Annotated in this window: 11 protein-coding genes and 1 pseudogene; 7 read left to right on the top strand and 5 right to left on the bottom strand. The window is 72.2% G+C overall.

The annotated features are described in order from the left end of the window. Positions 1-123: 123 nt before the first annotated feature. Positions 124-1,173 carry a LacI family DNA-binding transcriptional regulator gene (locus AB0937_RS02520; RefSeq protein ID WP_366709092.1) on the bottom strand — a complete coding sequence of 350 codons (1,050 nt, stop codon included), beginning with the start codon at positions 1,171-1,173 and terminating at the stop codon, positions 124-126. Positions 1,174-1,505: 332 nt separating this feature from the next. On the opposite strand from AB0937_RS02520, the gene AB0937_RS02515 reads away from it, so the two are divergent. The 7 genes and pseudogenes from AB0937_RS02515 to AB0937_RS02485 all read left to right on the top strand — a co-directional run bounded on the left by AB0937_RS02515 (position 1,506) and on the right by AB0937_RS02485 (position 9,322). Further along, positions 1,506-2,657: a Gfo/Idh/MocA family oxidoreductase gene (locus AB0937_RS02515; RefSeq protein ID WP_366709091.1), complete on the top strand. Its 1,152-nt coding sequence runs from the start codon at positions 1,506-1,508 to the stop codon at positions 2,655-2,657. Further along, entirely contained in the window at positions 2,654-3,808 is a 1,155-nt protein-coding gene (locus tag AB0937_RS02510) for a dihydrodipicolinate synthase family protein (protein WP_366709090.1), read from the top strand. The genes AB0937_RS02515 and AB0937_RS02510 overlap by 4 nt, the downstream gene beginning before the upstream one ends. 32 nt (positions 3,809-3,840) lie before the next feature. Continuing rightward, positions 3,841-4,638 (top strand): sugar phosphate isomerase/epimerase family protein, encoded by a 798-nt coding sequence (locus AB0937_RS02505; protein ID WP_366709330.1) that lies wholly within the window; start codon positions 3,841-3,843, stop codon positions 4,636-4,638. Between the two features lie 240 nt (positions 4,639-4,878). Beyond that, positions 4,879-6,063, top strand: a complete 1,185-nt coding sequence (locus AB0937_RS02500) for a hypothetical protein (protein WP_366709089.1) — start codon at positions 4,879-4,881, stop codon at positions 6,061-6,063. An 82-nt stretch (positions 6,064-6,145) separates the two neighbouring features. Further along, positions 6,146-6,379, top strand: a pseudogene (locus AB0937_RS02495) (LysR substrate-binding domain-containing protein); the annotation flags it as partial. A 331-nt stretch (positions 6,380-6,710) separates the two neighbouring features. Next, entirely contained in the window at positions 6,711-8,543 is a 1,833-nt protein-coding gene (locus AB0937_RS02490) for a glycoside hydrolase family 3 protein (RefSeq protein ID WP_366709088.1), read from the top strand. 113 nt (positions 8,544-8,656) lie between these two features. Further along, a complete protein-coding gene (locus tag AB0937_RS02485) occupies positions 8,657-9,322 on the top strand; it encodes a hypothetical protein (RefSeq protein WP_366709087.1) in 666 nt (221 codons plus the stop codon). 23 nt (positions 9,323-9,345) lie between these two features. On the opposite strand, the gene AB0937_RS02480 is transcribed toward AB0937_RS02485, so the two are convergent. The 4 genes from AB0937_RS02480 to AB0937_RS02465 form a co-directional block, all read right to left on the bottom strand. Next, positions 9,346-9,891: a hypothetical protein gene (locus AB0937_RS02480; protein ID WP_366709086.1), complete on the bottom strand. Its 546-nt coding sequence runs from the start codon at positions 9,889-9,891 to the stop codon at positions 9,346-9,348. A 98-nt stretch (positions 9,892-9,989) separates the two neighbouring features. Then, positions 9,990-11,417: a S28 family serine protease gene (locus AB0937_RS02475; RefSeq protein WP_366709085.1), complete on the bottom strand. Its 1,428-nt coding sequence runs from the start codon at positions 11,415-11,417 to the stop codon at positions 9,990-9,992. Between the two features lie 118 nt (positions 11,418-11,535). Beyond that, positions 11,536-11,925, bottom strand: coding sequence for a hypothetical protein (locus tag AB0937_RS02470; RefSeq protein WP_366709084.1), 390 nt, complete (start codon positions 11,923-11,925; stop codon positions 11,536-11,538). Between the two features lie 108 nt (positions 11,926-12,033). Continuing rightward, positions 12,034-15,753 carry an ABC transporter ATP-binding protein gene (locus AB0937_RS02465; RefSeq protein WP_366709083.1) on the bottom strand — a complete coding sequence of 1,240 codons (3,720 nt, stop codon included), beginning with the start codon at positions 15,751-15,753 and terminating at the stop codon, positions 12,034-12,036. Positions 15,754-16,002 lie beyond the last annotated feature (249 nt).

Genomic DNA, 16,002 nt, shown 5'->3' with positions numbered 1-16,002 from the left:
GATGAGGCCGGAGCCGCCCCCGGGCCGACGCGGGCCCGCCGCGGCAACCTCCCTGAAGCCCCGGCACCAGCACCCCGGCCCCCTTCGGGCGGCAGGGCCGGGGGCCCGCGCGGCCGGCGCGCCTCAAGAGGAGCGCGGCGCCCCCGAAGACCCCCGCACCATCAACTCCCCCCGCACCGAGGCGATCCCCCCGGGCGGTGCCTCCTCACGCCCCATGGCGATCCGCCCGGCGCGGGCCCCGGCCTCCGCCAGCGGCAGCCGTACCGTCGTCAGCGAGGGCACCGCGTCGATGCTGAACGGCAGATCGTCGAAGCCCGCGACCGACACGTCCTCCGGGATCCGCAGGCCCGAGTCCCGCAGCGCGGCACACGCGCCCAGCGCGACGGAGTCGTTCGCCGCGACGACCGCCGTCAGCGACGGGTCGCGCCGCATCAGCTCCAGCGTCGCCTCGTAGCCGGACCGCCGGTCGTAGCGCCCGTGCACCGTCCACCGCGGGTCCTCCTCGATGCCGTGCGCGGCCAGCGCGGCCCGGTGTCCCTCCAGCCGGTGCCGGGTGGTGGTCCGCTCCTCGGGGCCCGCGATGTACCCGAGCCGCCGGTGCCCGAGCCCGATGAGGTGCTCGGTCAGCTCCTGTCCGCCGCCGCGGTTGTCGAAGGTCAGCGCGATCGCCCCGGTGTCCGGCGCCGGCGGGCGTCCGCACAGCACCACCCGGGTCCCGGCCTCCGCCAGCTTCCGCACCTTCGCGTCCATGGCCGCCTGGTGCGCCGCGTCCTCGATCGCCCCGCCGGTCAGCACCACGGCCGCGGCCCGCTGCCGCTGCAGCAGCGTGAGGTACGTCAGCTCCCGCTCCGGCGAGCCCCCCGTGTTGCAGACCACCGCCAGCCGCTCCCCGCCCGCACGGCCGCCGGGTCCGCCGATCTCGGCCTGGATCGCGCTCGCCATGATCCCGAAGAACGGGTCGGCGATGTCGTTCACCAGGATCCCGACCAGGTCGGAGGTGGCGGCGGCCAGGGCGCTCGCGGGCCCGTTGAGCACGTAGTCCAGCTCGTCCACGGCCTTCAGCACCCGCTCCCGGGTGGACGCGGCCACGGGGTAGTTCCCGTTCAGCACGCGCGACACCGTCGCGGGTGAGACCTGGGCGCGGGCCGCCACGTCCGCCAGGGTCACCGTCATCTCGTCGTCCTCCGGTCGAGCATCTCGTCTCCGCCCTCGTACACACCTGGACCACCGGCCTTGGTTCCGGGCGGAACAGCAGGTCGTCCGCCCTTGTACCTCCGAACCCATGGCCGAGGTTCCGAGCAGACCTTAAGCCCCTGACCCCGTGTTGTTCGCCCCCTCGAACAACTCGTCCTGGTCACGGTCTTGTCCGGACCGTGGTTCAGAGGCTAGCTTCTCCATGTATAGAAAGCGCTTGCTGCAACGCTCACCAGTCGATGGTCGTTCACCGGGCCGCCTGTGAAGGGTGGGGCGTACGCGGCGCGACGACCGCGTACGAAGGGAATGACGTGACACGCAAGACGGTGCGTATCGCCATGAACGGCGTGACCGGACGCATGGGCTACCGCCAGCACCTGGTCCGCTCCATCCTCGCCCTCCGCGAGCAGGGCGGCCTCGACCTCGGCGACGGCACCGTGCTGTGGCCCGAGCCGATCCTGGTCGGACGCCGCGAGCACGCCCTGAAGGCGCTGGCCGAGCGGCACAGGCTGGAGCACGTATCGACGGACCTGGACGCGGTCCTCGCCGACGAGTCGGTCGACGTCTACTTCGACGCGCAGGTCACCTCCGCCCGCGAGGAGGCGCTGAAGAAGGCCGTCGCGGCCGGCAAGCACATCTACACCGAGAAGCCGACCGCCACCGGCCTGGACGGCGCCCTGGCGCTCGCCCGGCTGGCCGACGAGGCCGGCATCAAGCACGGCGTCGTCCAGGACAAGCTGTTCCTTCCGGGCCTGCTGAAGCTGAAGCGCCTGATCGACGGCGGCTTCTTCGGCCGGATCCTGTCCGTGCGCGGCGAGTTCGGCTACTGGGTCTTCGAGGGCGACTGGCAGACCGCCCAGCGCCCGTCCTGGAACTACCGCGCCGAGGACGGCGGCGGCATCGTCGTCGACATGTTCCCGCACTGGGAGTACGTGCTGCACGAGCTGTTCGGCCGGGTGAAGTCCGTCCAGGCCATCGCCACCACCCACATCCCGCAGCGCTGGGACGAGAACGACAAGCCCTACGACGCCACGGCCGACGACGCCGCCTACGGCATCTTCGAGCTGGAGGGCGGCGCCATCGCCCAGATCAACTCCTCCTGGGCCGTCCGCGTCAACCGCGACGAGCTGGTGGAGTTCCAGGTGGACGGCACCGAGGGCTCCGCGGTGGCGGGTCTGCGCAACTGCCGTGTCCAGCACCGCAGCGCCACCCCCAAGCCGGTCTGGAACCCGGACATCCCCGCCACGGAGGTCTTCCGCGACCAGTGGCAGGAGGTCCCGGACAACACCGAGTTCGACAACGGCTTCAAGGCCCAGTGGGAGCTGTTCCTCAAGCACGTCTACGCCGACGCCCCCTACCACTGGGACCTGCTGGCCGGTGCGCGTGGTGTGCAGCTCGCCGAGCTGGGCCTGAGGTCCTCGGCCGAGGGCCGCCGCCTCGACGTCCCGGAGATCTCACTGTGACGATCCGACTCCCCGGCCCCGGAGGGGCGCTGCGGGCCTACGAGCCGCGCACCGAGCCGCTCGCCATGACCCCCGGCACGCCCTTCACGTCCCGTACGGTCTTCTCCGCGGCGCACGTCGTGGCCGACCCGTTCGCGGACGTCTCCCCCGACTCGCCCGCCGCCGTCGACTGGGACCTGACCCTCTCCTTCCGCCGCCACCTGTGGTCGCACGGGCTGGGCGTCGCCGAGGCCATGGACACCGCCCAGCGCGGGATGGGCCTGGACTGGGCGGGCGCGGCCGAGCTGATCCGCCGGAGCGCCGCCGAGGCCAAGGCCGTCGGCGGCCTGATCGCCTGCGGTGTCGGCACCGACCAGCTGACCGGCCCGGCGACCCTCGCCGAGGTCCGCGCGGCCTACGAGGAGCAGCTCGCCCTCGTGGAGGAGTCCGGCGCGCAGGCCATCCTGATGGCGTCCCGGGCGCTCGCGGCGGCGGCCTCCGGACCCGAGGACTACCTGGAGGTCTACGGCCACCTGCTGCGCCAGGCCGCCGAGCCGGTGGTCCTGCACTGGCTCGGCCCGATGTTCGACCCGGCCCTGGAGGGCTACTGGGGGTCGGCCGGCCTGGACGCGGCGACGGAGACGTTCCTGGAGGTGATCGCCGCCCACCCGGACAAGGTCGACGGCATCAAGGTCTCCCTGCTGGACGCCCGGCGCGAGATCGACATCCGCCGCCGGCTCCCGAAGGGGGTGCGCTGCTACACCGGCGACGACTTCAACTACCCCGAGCTGATCGCGGGTGACGAGCAGGGCTTCAGCCACGCGCTGCTCGGCGTCTTCGACCCGCTGGGCCCGCTGGCCGCCGAGGCGGTCCGGGTCCTGGACACGGGTGACGTGCAGGGCTTCCGCGCCCTGCTGGACCCCACGGTCGGGCTCTCCCGGCACCTCTTCCAGACCCCGACCCGCTTCTACAAGACGGGTGTGGTCCTCCTGGCCTGGCTCGCGGGCCACCAGCCGCACTTCACGATGGTCGGCGGGCTGCAGTCGGCCCGCTCGCTGCCGCACTTCGCGACGGCGTACGAACTGGCCGACGGGCTGGGGCTGTTCCCCGACCCGAAGCTGGCGGAGGAACGCATGAAGACGCTGCTGAGCGTGTACGGGGTGAACCAGTGAGCGGGACACCGGCGCGCTTGTCCATCAACCAGATGACGGTGAAGCAGCTGTCACTGCCGGAACTGGCCGACGGCTGCGCCCGGTTGGGCATCCGCAACGTGGGGCTCTGGCGCGAGCCGGTGCGCGAGTACGGCCTGGAGGCCACGGCCGAGCTGGTCCGGGACGCGGGGCTGACGGTGACGACGTTGTGCCGGGGCGGCTTCTTCACGGCGATCGACCCGTCGGAGCGGGCCGAGGCCCTGGCCGACAACCGCCGCGCGATCGACGAGGCGGCGACGCTGGGCACGGACACGCTGGTCCTGGTCTCGGGCGGGCTCCCCGCGGGCTCCAAGGACCTGCACGGCGCGCGGGAGCGCATCGCGGACGCCCTGTCGGAACTGGGCCCCTACGCGCGGGAGCACGGCGTCCGCCTGGCCATCGAGCCGCTCCACCCCATGTACGCCTCGGACCGCTGCGTGGTGTCGACCCTGGGCCAGGCCCTGGACCTCGCCGAGCGTTTCCCGGCGGAGCAGGTGGGCGTCACGGTCGACACGTACCACATCTGGTGGGACGACACCGCGCCCGCGCAGATCGCCCGGGCGGGTGCGGGCGGCCGCATCCACACCTTCCAGCTCGCCGACTGGACGACGCCCCTCCCGCAGGGCGTCCTCACGGGCCGCGGCCAGATCGGCGACGGGTCCATCGACATGCGGGAGTGGCAGGGTTACGTGGAGGCGGCCGGTTACACCGGCGCCATCGAGGTGGAGCTGTTCAACGACGTCCTGTGGGCACGGGACGGCCAGGAGGTCCTGGCCGAAACGGCGAAGAGGTTCACCGAACACACCCGCTGAGCCGTCCCGCGCCACGCCCGCCGCCCCGCCCCGCGTGCCCGGGGGCGGGGCGGCGGCATGTCCGGGCCCGCGCCGGGCGTCGCCGAGGGCCGGAGCGGGGTCCCGCACCCGGGGGCCGGGGCGGCCCGAGCCGCTGCCGCTCCGGATGCAGCCGCCACCTGGGCGTGACACGCTTTTCTCAGGGACTCGGCCGGTCGTAGTGCTCTCTCATCCCCTCGCTTCCTGATTCGGAGAGCAGCCATGGCTGATTTTCTCGTCAACACCGTCAAGGCGGGCGACCAGCACCAGCCAGCCGTCGACGCCCTGTTCGGCACCGAGTTCCTGGAGCTGTGGTCGGACGAGAGCGACTTCGTCATCAAGGGCCGGTTCCTGGGGGACGACGGCGACAAGCTCGGGGACGAGTTCGCGGTCAGTACGCAGCCCGCGGACGGGCCCGGGGTGCGGCCGCTGTGGCCGTCCGTGCTGTCCGCCGGGATCAGCGGCCAGTTCGCCGTCTGGCTGGAAACCCCGTTCGCCCCGCCCGGCCCCAGCCCTTCCGTGAAGCTCCAGCGGTTCACCGAGGGCCGGAAGTCCGGTCCGGAGACGCTCGTCACGGCGGACGCGGACCCGAAGGTCCGGCCGTGTCTCGCATTCATGATCGACGGTGGTGTGCTGGTCACCTGGGCGAGCCCGCGGCCCGGCCGGCGTATCCGCGCGCGGCGGTTCCACGCGGACGGCAGCCCGGCGACACCGGAGTTCACGGTCAGCACCACCGAGGGCTTCCACGAGAAGCCCGCCGCCTCGATCCTCACCAACGGCAACGTGGTCGTCGCGTGGTCGACGGACCCCTCCTCGATCGGCGGTGGCCGGCTCACCCTGCGGTTCTTCGACTTCGAGGGCAATCCGCTGGGCGGGGAGATCCAGCCGGACGTCGGCGGCTTCACCGGCGTCAACGCGATCACCCTGCTCGACAGCGGACGTTTCGTCGCCGCGCACATCGTGCACATCCAGCCCAGCGACCTGGGCAAACCGCAGACGACGGTCGCGGCGAGCATCTTCCAGCCGGACGGCACGGAGACCTTCGACATCACGGCCGGCAACCCCAGGGGGTTCACCCGGAGTTCCCCGGCCCTGTCCCGGCTGCCGGGCGGGCGCTTCCTGATGGCGTGGGTCGAGGAGAGCGCGGACACGCACGACACCGTGCCGGCGGTGATGGCCAAGGTCTGCTCGGAGAGCCAGGGTTCACTGGGCGACCCGGTGCGGGTGAGCACGGCCGAACCGGGCAACCGGTCCCACACCTGCACCGCGACGGCCTTCGGCAACGGCCCGGAGAGCGCGCTGATCACCTGGGACGACGACAGTCACCTGGACGGCGACACGGGCTTCGGCGTACGCGCCCGCACGTTCCACATCAGCCCGCCGGGGATGCTGGTCGAGGCGTCCTGACAGCGGCCGGCGGGTCCTGGGACAGTGCGGGTGCGGTGCCGCGCGGGGCCAGGGACGCCAGTCCCACGCCGCCCACCAGCACGAGAATCCCACGCTCGTGGCCCTGGTCGCGGCCGGGCCCGGGGTCGCGCTCATCCCGCGGCTCGGGCGCGGGCCGCTGCCCGCCGGGGTGGTGGAGGTGCCGCTCGATCCGACGCCGGTACGGCGGCTGTACGCACTGTGGCGGACGGGGGCGGCCCGGCGCCCGGCCATCGCGGAATGCGTACGGGTGCTCGGCGAGCAGTGGCCGGACGTGGCGGCCCACCCGCCCCGCTGACCCCCTGGTTCCTCCCGCGTACCGACTTGCGGAAATCCGGGGCGAGTCGGGAACCCGGAGCGGACCGTGCCCGTCCCATCGCAGGCCACCGGAGAGTCACCTCGGTGCGGTGTCGGCCCTCGCCACTGGCTGCGATCGCTGACCACCCTCTCCGCCGCACCGGGGCCGGCGGCACCCACCGCCATCGGCGCGTCCCCCTCCAACCGCGCCGGTGGCGGCCCTTCGCGGTTGCCGCGCGTTCCCTTGACTGGCAGAAACTTCCCGGATATTCGTGACCTCTTGGAAGTTTCCTTCAGTGGATCCGAGCGGATCACCTCCGGAAGGAGCGCACGTGCACGACACCGGCACGGGAAGCACGGGAAACACGGCACAACCGTCCAGACGCACCGTCCTCGCCGCCACGGCCGGCGTCACCGCCGCGCTCGCGGCGGCCGGCCCCGCGCAGGCCGCCGCCCCGGACGACACCCGGCTGCGCGCCCTCATCTCCCGCATGACGCTCGAGGAGAAGGTCGGCCAGCTCTTCGTGATGCGGGTCTACGGCCACTCCGCCACCGCCCCCGACCAGGCCGACATCGACGCCAACCTCAAGGAGATCGGGGTCCGTACGGCCGCCGAGCTGGTGGCGAAGTACCGGGTCGGCGGCATCATCTACTTCGCCTGGGCGCACAACACCCGCGCGCCGCACCAGATCGCCGACCTGTCCAACGGCATCCAGAGGGCCTCCCTGGAACTGCCGCGCGGGCTGCCGGTGCTCATCTCCACCGACCAGGAGCACGGCATCGTCGCCCGGGTGGGCGAACCCGCCACCCTGTTCCCGGGCGCCATGGCCCTCGGCGCGGGCGGGTCGCGGTCCGATGCGCGCACCCTCGGCCGGATCGCGGGCGCGGAGCTGCGGGCGATGGGCATCCGTCAGGACTACTCCCCCGTCGCCGACGTGAACGTCAACCCGGCCAACCCGGTCATCGGCGTACGCTCCTTCGGCGCCGACCCGCGGGCGGTGTCCGCGCTGGTGGCCGCCGAGGTCGCCGGGTACCAGGGGTCCGGGGTCGCCGCGACCGCCAAGCACTTCCCCGGGCACGGGGACACCAACGTGGACAGCCACACCGGCTTCCCCACCATCACGCACAGCCGGGAGCTGTGGGAGAGGCTGGACGCACCGCCGTTCCGGGCGGCCATCGCCGCGGGCATCGACTCGATCATGACCGCGCACCTGATGGTCCCGGCCCTCGACGACTCCGGCGACCCGGCCACGCTCTCCCGCCCGATCCTCACCGGGATCCTGCGCGAGCGCCTCGGCTACGACGGGGTCGTGGTCACCGACTCCCTCGGCATGGAGGGCGTACGGACCAAGTACGGCGACGCCCGGGTGCCGGTGCTGGCGCTGAAGGCGGGCGTGGACCAGTTGCTCAACCCGCCCGACCTCGACCTCGCCTGGAACGCCGTCCTGACGGCGGTGCGCGAGGGCGAGCTCACGGAGGCCCGGCTCGACGCATCGATCCTGCGGGTGCTGCGGCTGAAGTCCAGGCTCGGGCTGTTCCGTTCGCCGTACGTGAGCCACGGCGGGGTGGACCGGACCGTCGGGACCCGGGCGCACCGGGCGGCGGCCGACCGGATCGCCGAGCGCACGACCACGCTGCTCGTCAACGAGGGAGGGCTGCTGCCCCTGTCCCGGCGACGGCACCGCAAGGTGCTGGTGGTCGGCGCCGATCCGGCCTCGCCGTCGGGTACGACGGGCCCGCCCACGGGTGTGCTGGCCGGCGCGTTGACCGAACTGGGCTTCACCGCCACGCCCCTGCCGACCGGCACGGCCCCCTCCGCCGCGACCGTCGCCCGGGCGGTCGCTGCGGCGTGGGAGGCGGACGTGGTGGTGGCCGCCACCTACAACGTCACGGCGAGCAGCAGTCAGCGGACGCTGGTGGAGCAACTCGTGGCGACCGGGCGGCCGGTGGTGGCGGTGGCGATCCGCAATCCGTACGACGTGGCCCAGCTGCCGTCCGCACCGGCCTGTCTGGCCACCTACTCCTGGACCGACGTCGAACTGCGGGCCGCCGCACGGGTGATCGCCGGGCGCGTGAAGCCGCGCGGGGAGCTGCCGGTGGCCGTGCAGCGGGCGGATGATCCGGAGCAGGTGCTGTACCCCATCGGCTACGGGCTGTCGTACTAGCCGTACGCCACGGACCGTGCGCACCACCCCCAACGTGCGCAAACCGCCCCATGTGCCTGGCGTGCGCCCGCTACGGCGGGTCACGCTGGGCGAGCACACTCGGGGGGTCGGCGATGCGTGAGCGAAGTCTTGTGGGGGTGTTCTGCGGGCTCCTTGTCCTGCTCGGCGCACTGCTGACCGGCTGTCAGAGTCCTGCGGGAGGCGTCGTGGAGGACGGCCGGCTGGGCGAGCCGGCGACCGGCAGGACGGGGAGGACCACCACGGTGTCACCGGTGCCGACCCGGCCCGCCGGGTTCGGGGCGGTGTTCCTCGCGGTCGGCGAGTGCTCCTCGTTCGGCACGACGAGCTTCACCGAGGTGCCGTGCGCCGGCGAGCGAGCGGCGGCCCGCGTCGCGGCGCGGCACGACGGCACGGTGCGGGACGGGCCGCGCTGCCCGCCGACCACCGACTTCGTGCTGCACATCAGCGAGCAACGGCCCGCGTCCGACGAGGACGGCGACGGGGTGGTCCCGCAGGGCTACGCCTGCATGCGCAATCTCCAGGCGCCCCACCCCGGCGACCCGGGCGGCGGGGGCGGACCCCGCACGATCGTCGGCGACTGCGTCTACGACTCCGGCGACGGGAAGGTCCGCGAGACGGCCTGCGACGGCACGGGCGAACGACGGCCGCAGTACGAGGTGGTCCGGGCGGTAGCGGAACGGGCCGACTGCCCCGGCTCCACCGCCCTGTACGTCCGCCTGGGCGGGAAGCGGCCCGTGGGGTGCGCCCGGCCGCTGTGAGCCGGCCTCCGCCCTCGCCCGTGTCAACCCGACAGCCCCCTGCGTGCCAGTCGTCGCCGGGCCTCGGCCATCTGGTTGCGGACGTGCTCGGGGGGCAGGTCCGCCGCCAGTCGGGCCAGTTCCTCGAAGGTCGACAGATAGGTTCCCTCGCTGCCCTCGCCCCGCAACACCCTCTCCCGCTCGACGAAGGGCCGCACGGCCTTCCAGACCGAGACGATCCGGGTGCGCAGGACCGTGATCAGCAGGGTCCGGTCGAGCAGCCCGAAGACGGCGAGGTTGGCGAACGACTGGTAGTAGTACACGACGCTGCAGAAGGCCGCCTTGGCCTCGGCGGGTAACCCGCGTACCCCGTTCTCCGGGTCGTGCTCGGCTCCCAGGCGGGTGCACACGTAGTCGTGCTGCTCGTGGAACTCCGCGGACCGGAACTCCCTGAGCAGGTCGACCAGCACCGATATGTGGTTGGCGTGCTTCGCGGTGCGGGTCTGCCGTGCGCTGAACACGATGGAGGTCACCACGGCGACGACGGCGATGGCCGTGGTCACGATGTTGAAGACGACAGAACTGTCCATCCGGTCACCGTACGGAGCATTCACCGCGAGCGCAGGACCACGTGAACCGCCCCCCGGTCCCGGGACCGGGGGGCGGTTCACGCGCGCGCGGCGGGCGGTTACGGACGCAGCGTCATCTCGCGCTGCACGTCCCGCTTGTCGAGCTTGGCGTCGAACTTCGCCAGCGGCTTCGCCGCCTGCGGGTCGGCCTGCACCGCGCCGGGGGCGACGCCCGCCCAGTCGAGGATGCGGGCCGTGGCGAGGGTCCTCTGCTCGGACACCAGGCCCGCGACGTTGGCGCCGTGGTTCATGCCGGGGGCGGTGAAGACGTAGGAGTCCTTCGCGCCCTTGCCGACGCGGAACGGCTCCGCGCCCCACGGGTCGTTCTGGCCGTAGACGAACAGCATGTGGCGGGCGTTGTGCCGGACCCAGGTGTCCACGTCGCGCATCGCGTGCGGCTGGAACTTCATCGGGATGTCACGCGGGACAAAGTTCCGGGGCGGCTGGTAGCCGTAGCGGATGTACTGCTTCTCCACGTGCGGGAAGCGGATGGTCGGCGCGCCGAGCTGGGTGCCGGCCTGGTAGTAGTACGGCGTGTAGGTCGTCAGGCCCTGGTCGGCGTAGGCGGAGAAGCCGGAGATCGTGTCGACGGAGTCCCAGATCGCGTCGTCGGTGGCGTTCTTGGCGTCGGCCGGGATCTTGTCGCAGTCGGACAGCAGGCTGTACTGCCAGAAGCCCCACACGTAGTCCAGGACGGTCGCCTCGTAGGCCTTGTCCAGGCTGCCGATGGTGGTGAAGGTGAGGCCGTTCTCCTCGGCGTAGGCGGCGTACTTCTTCTCCAGCGGCTCGCGGCGCACCAGCGCCTCGCGCTGCACGGCGTTGAGCCGGTCACGGCAGTCCTTGGTGCCGACGCGGGCGAAGAAGCGGTCGTAGGCCGAGTCCTCCTTGTTCACCACGTCGTTGGGGGCGACGTAGGCGACCACGCCGTCCATGTCCCGCGGGTAGAAGCGCTCGTAGTAGGTGGCCGTCATGCCGCCCTTGGAGCCGCCCGTGGAGATCCAGTTCTTGCCGTAGATGCCCTTGAGGGCCTTGAAGACGCGGTGCTGGTCGCTGGCGGCCTGCCAGATGTCCAGCTTGGACCAGTCGGCCGGGGCGGGCCGGGACGGGGTGAAGTAGCGGTACTCCAGGGAGACCTGGTTGCCGTCGATGATCTGCGTGGGCTCGCTGCGGCGGGGCGTCGTCGAGACGTTGTAGCCGCTGGTGAAGAACACCGTCGGGCGCGAGACGTCCTTGTGCAGCACGGTGATGCGCTGCTGGAACGTGCCCTTGGAGGGCTTGTGGTGGTCGACCGGCTGCGTGTAGTTCAGGACGAAGAAGCGGTAGCCGGTGTACGGCTTCTCCTCGACCAGGCTCATGCCCGGTATGGAGAGCAGCCTCTCCTTGATGTCGGTGGTGCCGGCGGCGTCGGCGGCGGTGGCCGCTCCCGCCGTGCCCAGTGTGCCTATGAGCACCGTGAGCGCCAGCAGCCATCTGAGCGCCTTGCGCATGCGCACTCCCCTGTGAGACAGATGTGCGCCGGAAGCTAGCGGACCAACTCACCGGAGCACCAGGGGACATAGGGAAAACCCTGTGCGCGCGGGGGGGCGTGTCACCGGGCGCGGAACCTCAGCAGAGGATCCAGCCGGAGCTGAACTTCCCCCTGCCGACCTGCCCCTTGAGCCAGACGCAGCGGCGCCCGGCGTGCACGGTCACCGGACCCGCGTGATGGGCGTACTTGCCCGCGTCGACGACGGGCCGGTTGCCGCGCGCCTGCACGCTCACCGACATCTTCCGCGGGGCGCCGGGCCTCTTGGGGAGGGTGACGGCGCAGACGTAGCCGCCGCGCTTGTAGACGAGCACGGTCCCGGTGGAGAACGGCAGCGTGCGGACCTTGCGACCGGGGCAGAGCGCGGTGGCGGCCTGTGCGTCACCCGGCGCCGCGACGGCGAGCAGTCCGGACGCGGTCAGCACGGCCAGCCCGAGCGCGAGCCGCCGCCGTATCGCTCCACTGTCCACTGTCGTCCTCCCGTACCGCGTCGTCCGCGACCATCGGCGTACGCCTGTACGGACGCATGACGTATGTCGGACGGTTGCACGAGCGTTATGAAAACGCGCTCACCGCGGTCAGCGGGCCGCGCCGACCGGCTCCTCCGGCTCGGCGGCGCCGATGAACGTCCGCCACAGTTCGGCGTACCGCCCGCCGCGCGCGAGCAGTTCGTCGTGGGTGCCGTCCTCGGCGACCCGGCCGTGGTCCATGACCACGACCCGGTCGGCGCGGGCGGCCGTGGTGAGGCGGTGCGCCACGACGAGGGTGGTGCGGCGGCCGGCGAGACGGTCGGTGGCCTGGTTGACCTGGGCCTCCGTGGCCAGGTCCAGGGCGGCCGTGGCCTCGTCGAGCAGCAGCACGTCCGGGTCGACCAGCTCGGCGCGGGCCAGCGCGATCAGCTGGCGCTGCCCGGCGGACAGGTTGCGCCCGCGCTCGGCGACCTCGTGGAGGTAGCCGCCCTCCAGGGTGGCGATCATGTCGTGCGCGCCGACCGCCCGCGCCGCCGCCTCGACCTCGGCGTCGGTGGCGTCCGGACGGCCGTAGGCGATGGCGTCGCGGACGGTGCCCTGGAAGAGATACGCCTCCTGCGGCACGACCCCCAGACGGTGCCGGTACGCGGTGAGGTCGAGGGCCCGCAGATCGGTGCCGTCGACCGTGACGCGGCCGCCGGTGGGGTCGTAGAAGCGGGCCACCAGCTTGACGAGGGTCGACTTGCCGGCGCCGGTCTCGCCGACGAAGGCGACGGTCTGCCCGGCGGGGATGCGCAGGTCGACCCCGACCAGGGCCTCTTCATCGTCACCGTAGGCGAAGCGCACGTCCTCGAAGGCGATCTCGCCACGCAGTGACCGGACCTCCCTGGGTTCGGCGGCCGACTTCGTCGAGGTCGGCTCCCGGAGCAGCTCCTGGATGCGGCCCAGCGAGACGGTCGCCTGCTGGTAGCCGTCGAAGACCTGGGAGAGCTGCTGCACGGGTGCGAAGAACAGGTCGATGTAGAGCAGGTACGCCACCAGCGAGCCGATGGCGAGGGTCCCGTCGTCGACCCGGGCCCCGCCCACGATCAGCACGGCCGCCGCGGCCACCGACGACAGGAACTGCACGAACGGGAAGTACACCGAGATCAGCCACTGGCCCCGGATGCGGGCCTGCCGGTAGCTGTGGCTGCGCTCGGCGAACCGCCGCCCGCCGTCCCCTTCGCGCCGGAAGGCCTGAACGATCCGCAGCCCGGAGACCGACTCCTGGAGGTCGGCGTTGACGGCCGACACCCGCTCGCGGGCCAGCTCGTACGCCTTCACGCTCGCCCGGCGGAAGAAGAACGTGGCGATGATCAGCGGCGGCAGCGTCGCGAAGACGACCAGCGCCAGCTCCACGTCGATCACCAGCAGGGCCACCATGATCCCGAAGAAGGTGACGACCGAGACGAAGGCCGTGACCAGGCCCGTCTGGAGAAACGTCGACAGCGCGTCGACGTCGGTCGTCATCCGGGTCATGATCCTGCCGGTCAGCTCGCGCTCGTAGTAGTCGAGCCCGAGGCGCTGCAGCTGGGAGAAGATCTTCAGCCGCAGCGAGTACAGGACGCGCTCGCCGGTGCGCCCGGTCATCCGGATCTCGCCGACCTGGGCCGCCCACTGCACCGCGACCGTCAGCAGCCCCAGCACGGCCGCCGCCCACACGGCGCCGAGCGCGGCCTCGGTGACGCCCGAGTCGATGCCGTGCCGGATCAGCACCGGCAGCAGCAGGCCCATGCCCGCGTCGGTGGCGACCAGGGCGAGGCTGACCAGCAGCGGCAGTCCGAAGCCGCGCAGCAGCCGGCGCAGGCCGTAGGAGTCCTCCGGTTGCACGGCCTTCGCCTCGTCGACGTCCGGGACGTCGGTCGCCGGGGGCAGCGCCTCGACCTGGGCGAGCAGCTCGGGGGTGGCGGGGCTCTCCGCGAGGGCGGTGTCCTTGCGCTCGCGGTCACCGGTCCACAGCCGGGGGGTGACCCCGCGCTCGGCGTCGAACTCGGCGTCCAGCTCTTCCCGTACGGACGTGTCCTCCTGCGGGCAGGCGGGCTGGGTGTGCCCCGGGGAGACCGCGCCCAGCTCGTCGGGGTCGGTGAGCAGCCGCCGGTAGAGGGAGGAGCGCTGCTGGAGCTCGTCGTGGGTGCCGATGTCGGCGAGCCGGCCGCCGTCCAGGACGGCGATGCGGTCGGCGAGGTTCAGGGTGGAGCGGCGGTGGGCGATCAGCAGGGTGGTGCGGCCCCGCATGACGCCCTTCAGGGCCTCATGGATCTCGTGTTCGACCCTCGCGTCCACGGCGGAGGTGGCGTCGTCCAGGACCAGCAGGCGCGGGTCGCTGAGGATGGCGCGGGCGAGGGCGACGCGCTGGCGCTGACCGCCGGAGAGGGTGAGGCCGTGCTCGCCGACCGTGGTGTCGTAGCCCTCGGGCAGCTCGGTGATGAAACGGTCCGCCTGGGCGGCGCGGGCGGCCTTCTCGATCTCCTCGAAGGTCGCGTCCGGGCGGCCGTAGGCGATGTTGCTGCGCACTGTGTCGGAGAAGAGGAACGAGTCCTCCGGGACCAGGCCGATGGCCGCCCGCAGGGACTCCAGGGACAGCTCGCGCACGTCGTGGCCGCCGACGAGGACGGCTCCGCGGCTGACGTCGTAGAAGCGCGGCAGCAGCAGGGAGACCGTGGACTTGCCGGAACCGGAGGAACCGACGACGGCGAGGGTCTCGCCCGGGCGGATCTCGAAGCTCAGCCCGTCGAGGACCGGGTGGTCGGCGTCGTAGCCGAAGGAGACGTCGTCGAACTCGACCGTCGCGGGGGCGTCGGAGGGCAGGTCCTTGTTGCCGTCCTCGATCGACGGCTCGGTGTCGATCAGCTCCAGGACGCGCTCGGTGCCGGCGCGCGCCTGCTGGCCGACGGTGAGCACCACCGCGAGCATGCGGACCGGGCCGACCAGCTGGGCGAGGTAGGTGGAGAAGGCGACGAACGTGCCGAGCGTGATGTGGCCGCGCACCGCCAGCCAGCCGCCGAGGGCCAGCATCGCGACCTGGCCGAGCGCCGGGACGGCCTGCAGGGCGGGGGTGTAGACCGAGTTCAGCCGGATGGTGCGCAGCCGCCCCGCGTACAGCCGGCGGCCGACCTCGCGGAGCTTGCCGGTCTCCTGCTCCTCCTGACCGAAGCCCTTCACCACGCGTACGCCGCTGACGGCACCGTCGACCACTCCCGCGACGGCGGCGGCCTGGGCCTGGGCGTACCAGGTGGAGGGGTGCAGCCGGGTGCGGCTGCGCTTGGCGATCCACCACAGGGCGGGCGCGACGGCCAGGGCGACCAGGGTGAGCGGCCAGGACAGCGACGCCATGATCACCAGGGAGATCAGGAACAGCAGGAAGTTCCCGATGGTCATCGGGAGCATGAAGAGCAGGCCCTGGATCAGCTGGAGGTCGCTGGTCGCCCGGCCGATCACCTGGCCGGTGGACAGCTCGTCCTGGCGGCGGCCGTCGAGCCGGGTGATCGTGCCGTACATCTCCGTCCGCAGGTCGTGCTGGACGTCGAGGGCGAGGCGGCCGCCGTAGTAGCGGCGGATGTAGGTGAGGACGTAGACGACCAGGGCGGCGGCGATCAGGAGGCCGGCCCAGGTGGTCATGTCCCTGGTGTGGTCGCTGATGACGTCGTCGATGATCACCTTGGTGATCAGCGGGACGAGGGCCATGACGGCCATGCCGGCCAGTGAGGAGCCGAGGGCGAGCACGACGTCCTTCGGGTGGCGCCACGCATAGGCCCACAGTCGTCGTGCCCATCCCCGTTTCGGTGTCACCCCGGTGCCTTCCCGTCGTCCTGCTCTGCCGGAAGGCACCAACACGCTCGGGGGGCGTTTTCATCCCGCCGTAACATTTTCGTTTCGCGTTCGAGCGCAGGACGGGGTGCGGGGCGAGGGCCGGCCGTCCCGGTGAGCCGGGAGCCCGGGCGGCCGGCCGGTCCTTCTTGTGGCTTTTTGCCCGGGTGTGAACACCACCCTTCCCCCGCCCTCCCGCCTTCTTCGGGAGGTTCCCGGATCCGGGCTGGC

It is taken from the genome of Streptomyces sp. NPDC047880, assembly GCF_040706515.1.
GTDB lineage: Bacteria > Actinomycetota > Actinomycetes > Streptomycetales > Streptomycetaceae > Streptomyces.
The sequence above is the reverse complement of the archived record's forward strand: the minus strand, read 5'-3'. Positions and strand labels throughout refer to the sequence as shown.

Excerpts from the sequence above, each read along its gene's own strand:
- AB0937_RS02520 (WP_366709092.1), bottom strand. The coding sequence starts at position 1,173 with ATGACGGTGACCCTGGCGGACGTGGCGGCCCGCGCCCAGGTCTCACCC.
- AB0937_RS02505 (WP_366709330.1), top strand. The coding sequence starts at position 3,841 with ATGACGGTGAAGCAGCTGTCACTGCCGGAACTGGCCGACGGCTGCGCC.
- AB0937_RS02500 (WP_366709089.1), top strand. The coding sequence starts at position 4,879 with ATGGCTGATTTTCTCGTCAACACCGTCAAGGCGGGCGACCAGCACCAG.
- AB0937_RS02485 (WP_366709087.1), top strand. The coding sequence starts at position 8,657 with ATGCGTGAGCGAAGTCTTGTGGGGGTGTTCTGCGGGCTCCTTGTCCTG.
- AB0937_RS02480 (WP_366709086.1), bottom strand. The coding sequence starts at position 9,891 with ATGGACAGTTCTGTCGTCTTCAACATCGTGACCACGGCCATCGCCGTC.
- AB0937_RS02475 (WP_366709085.1), bottom strand. The coding sequence starts at position 11,417 with ATGCGCAAGGCGCTCAGATGGCTGCTGGCGCTCACGGTGCTCATAGGC.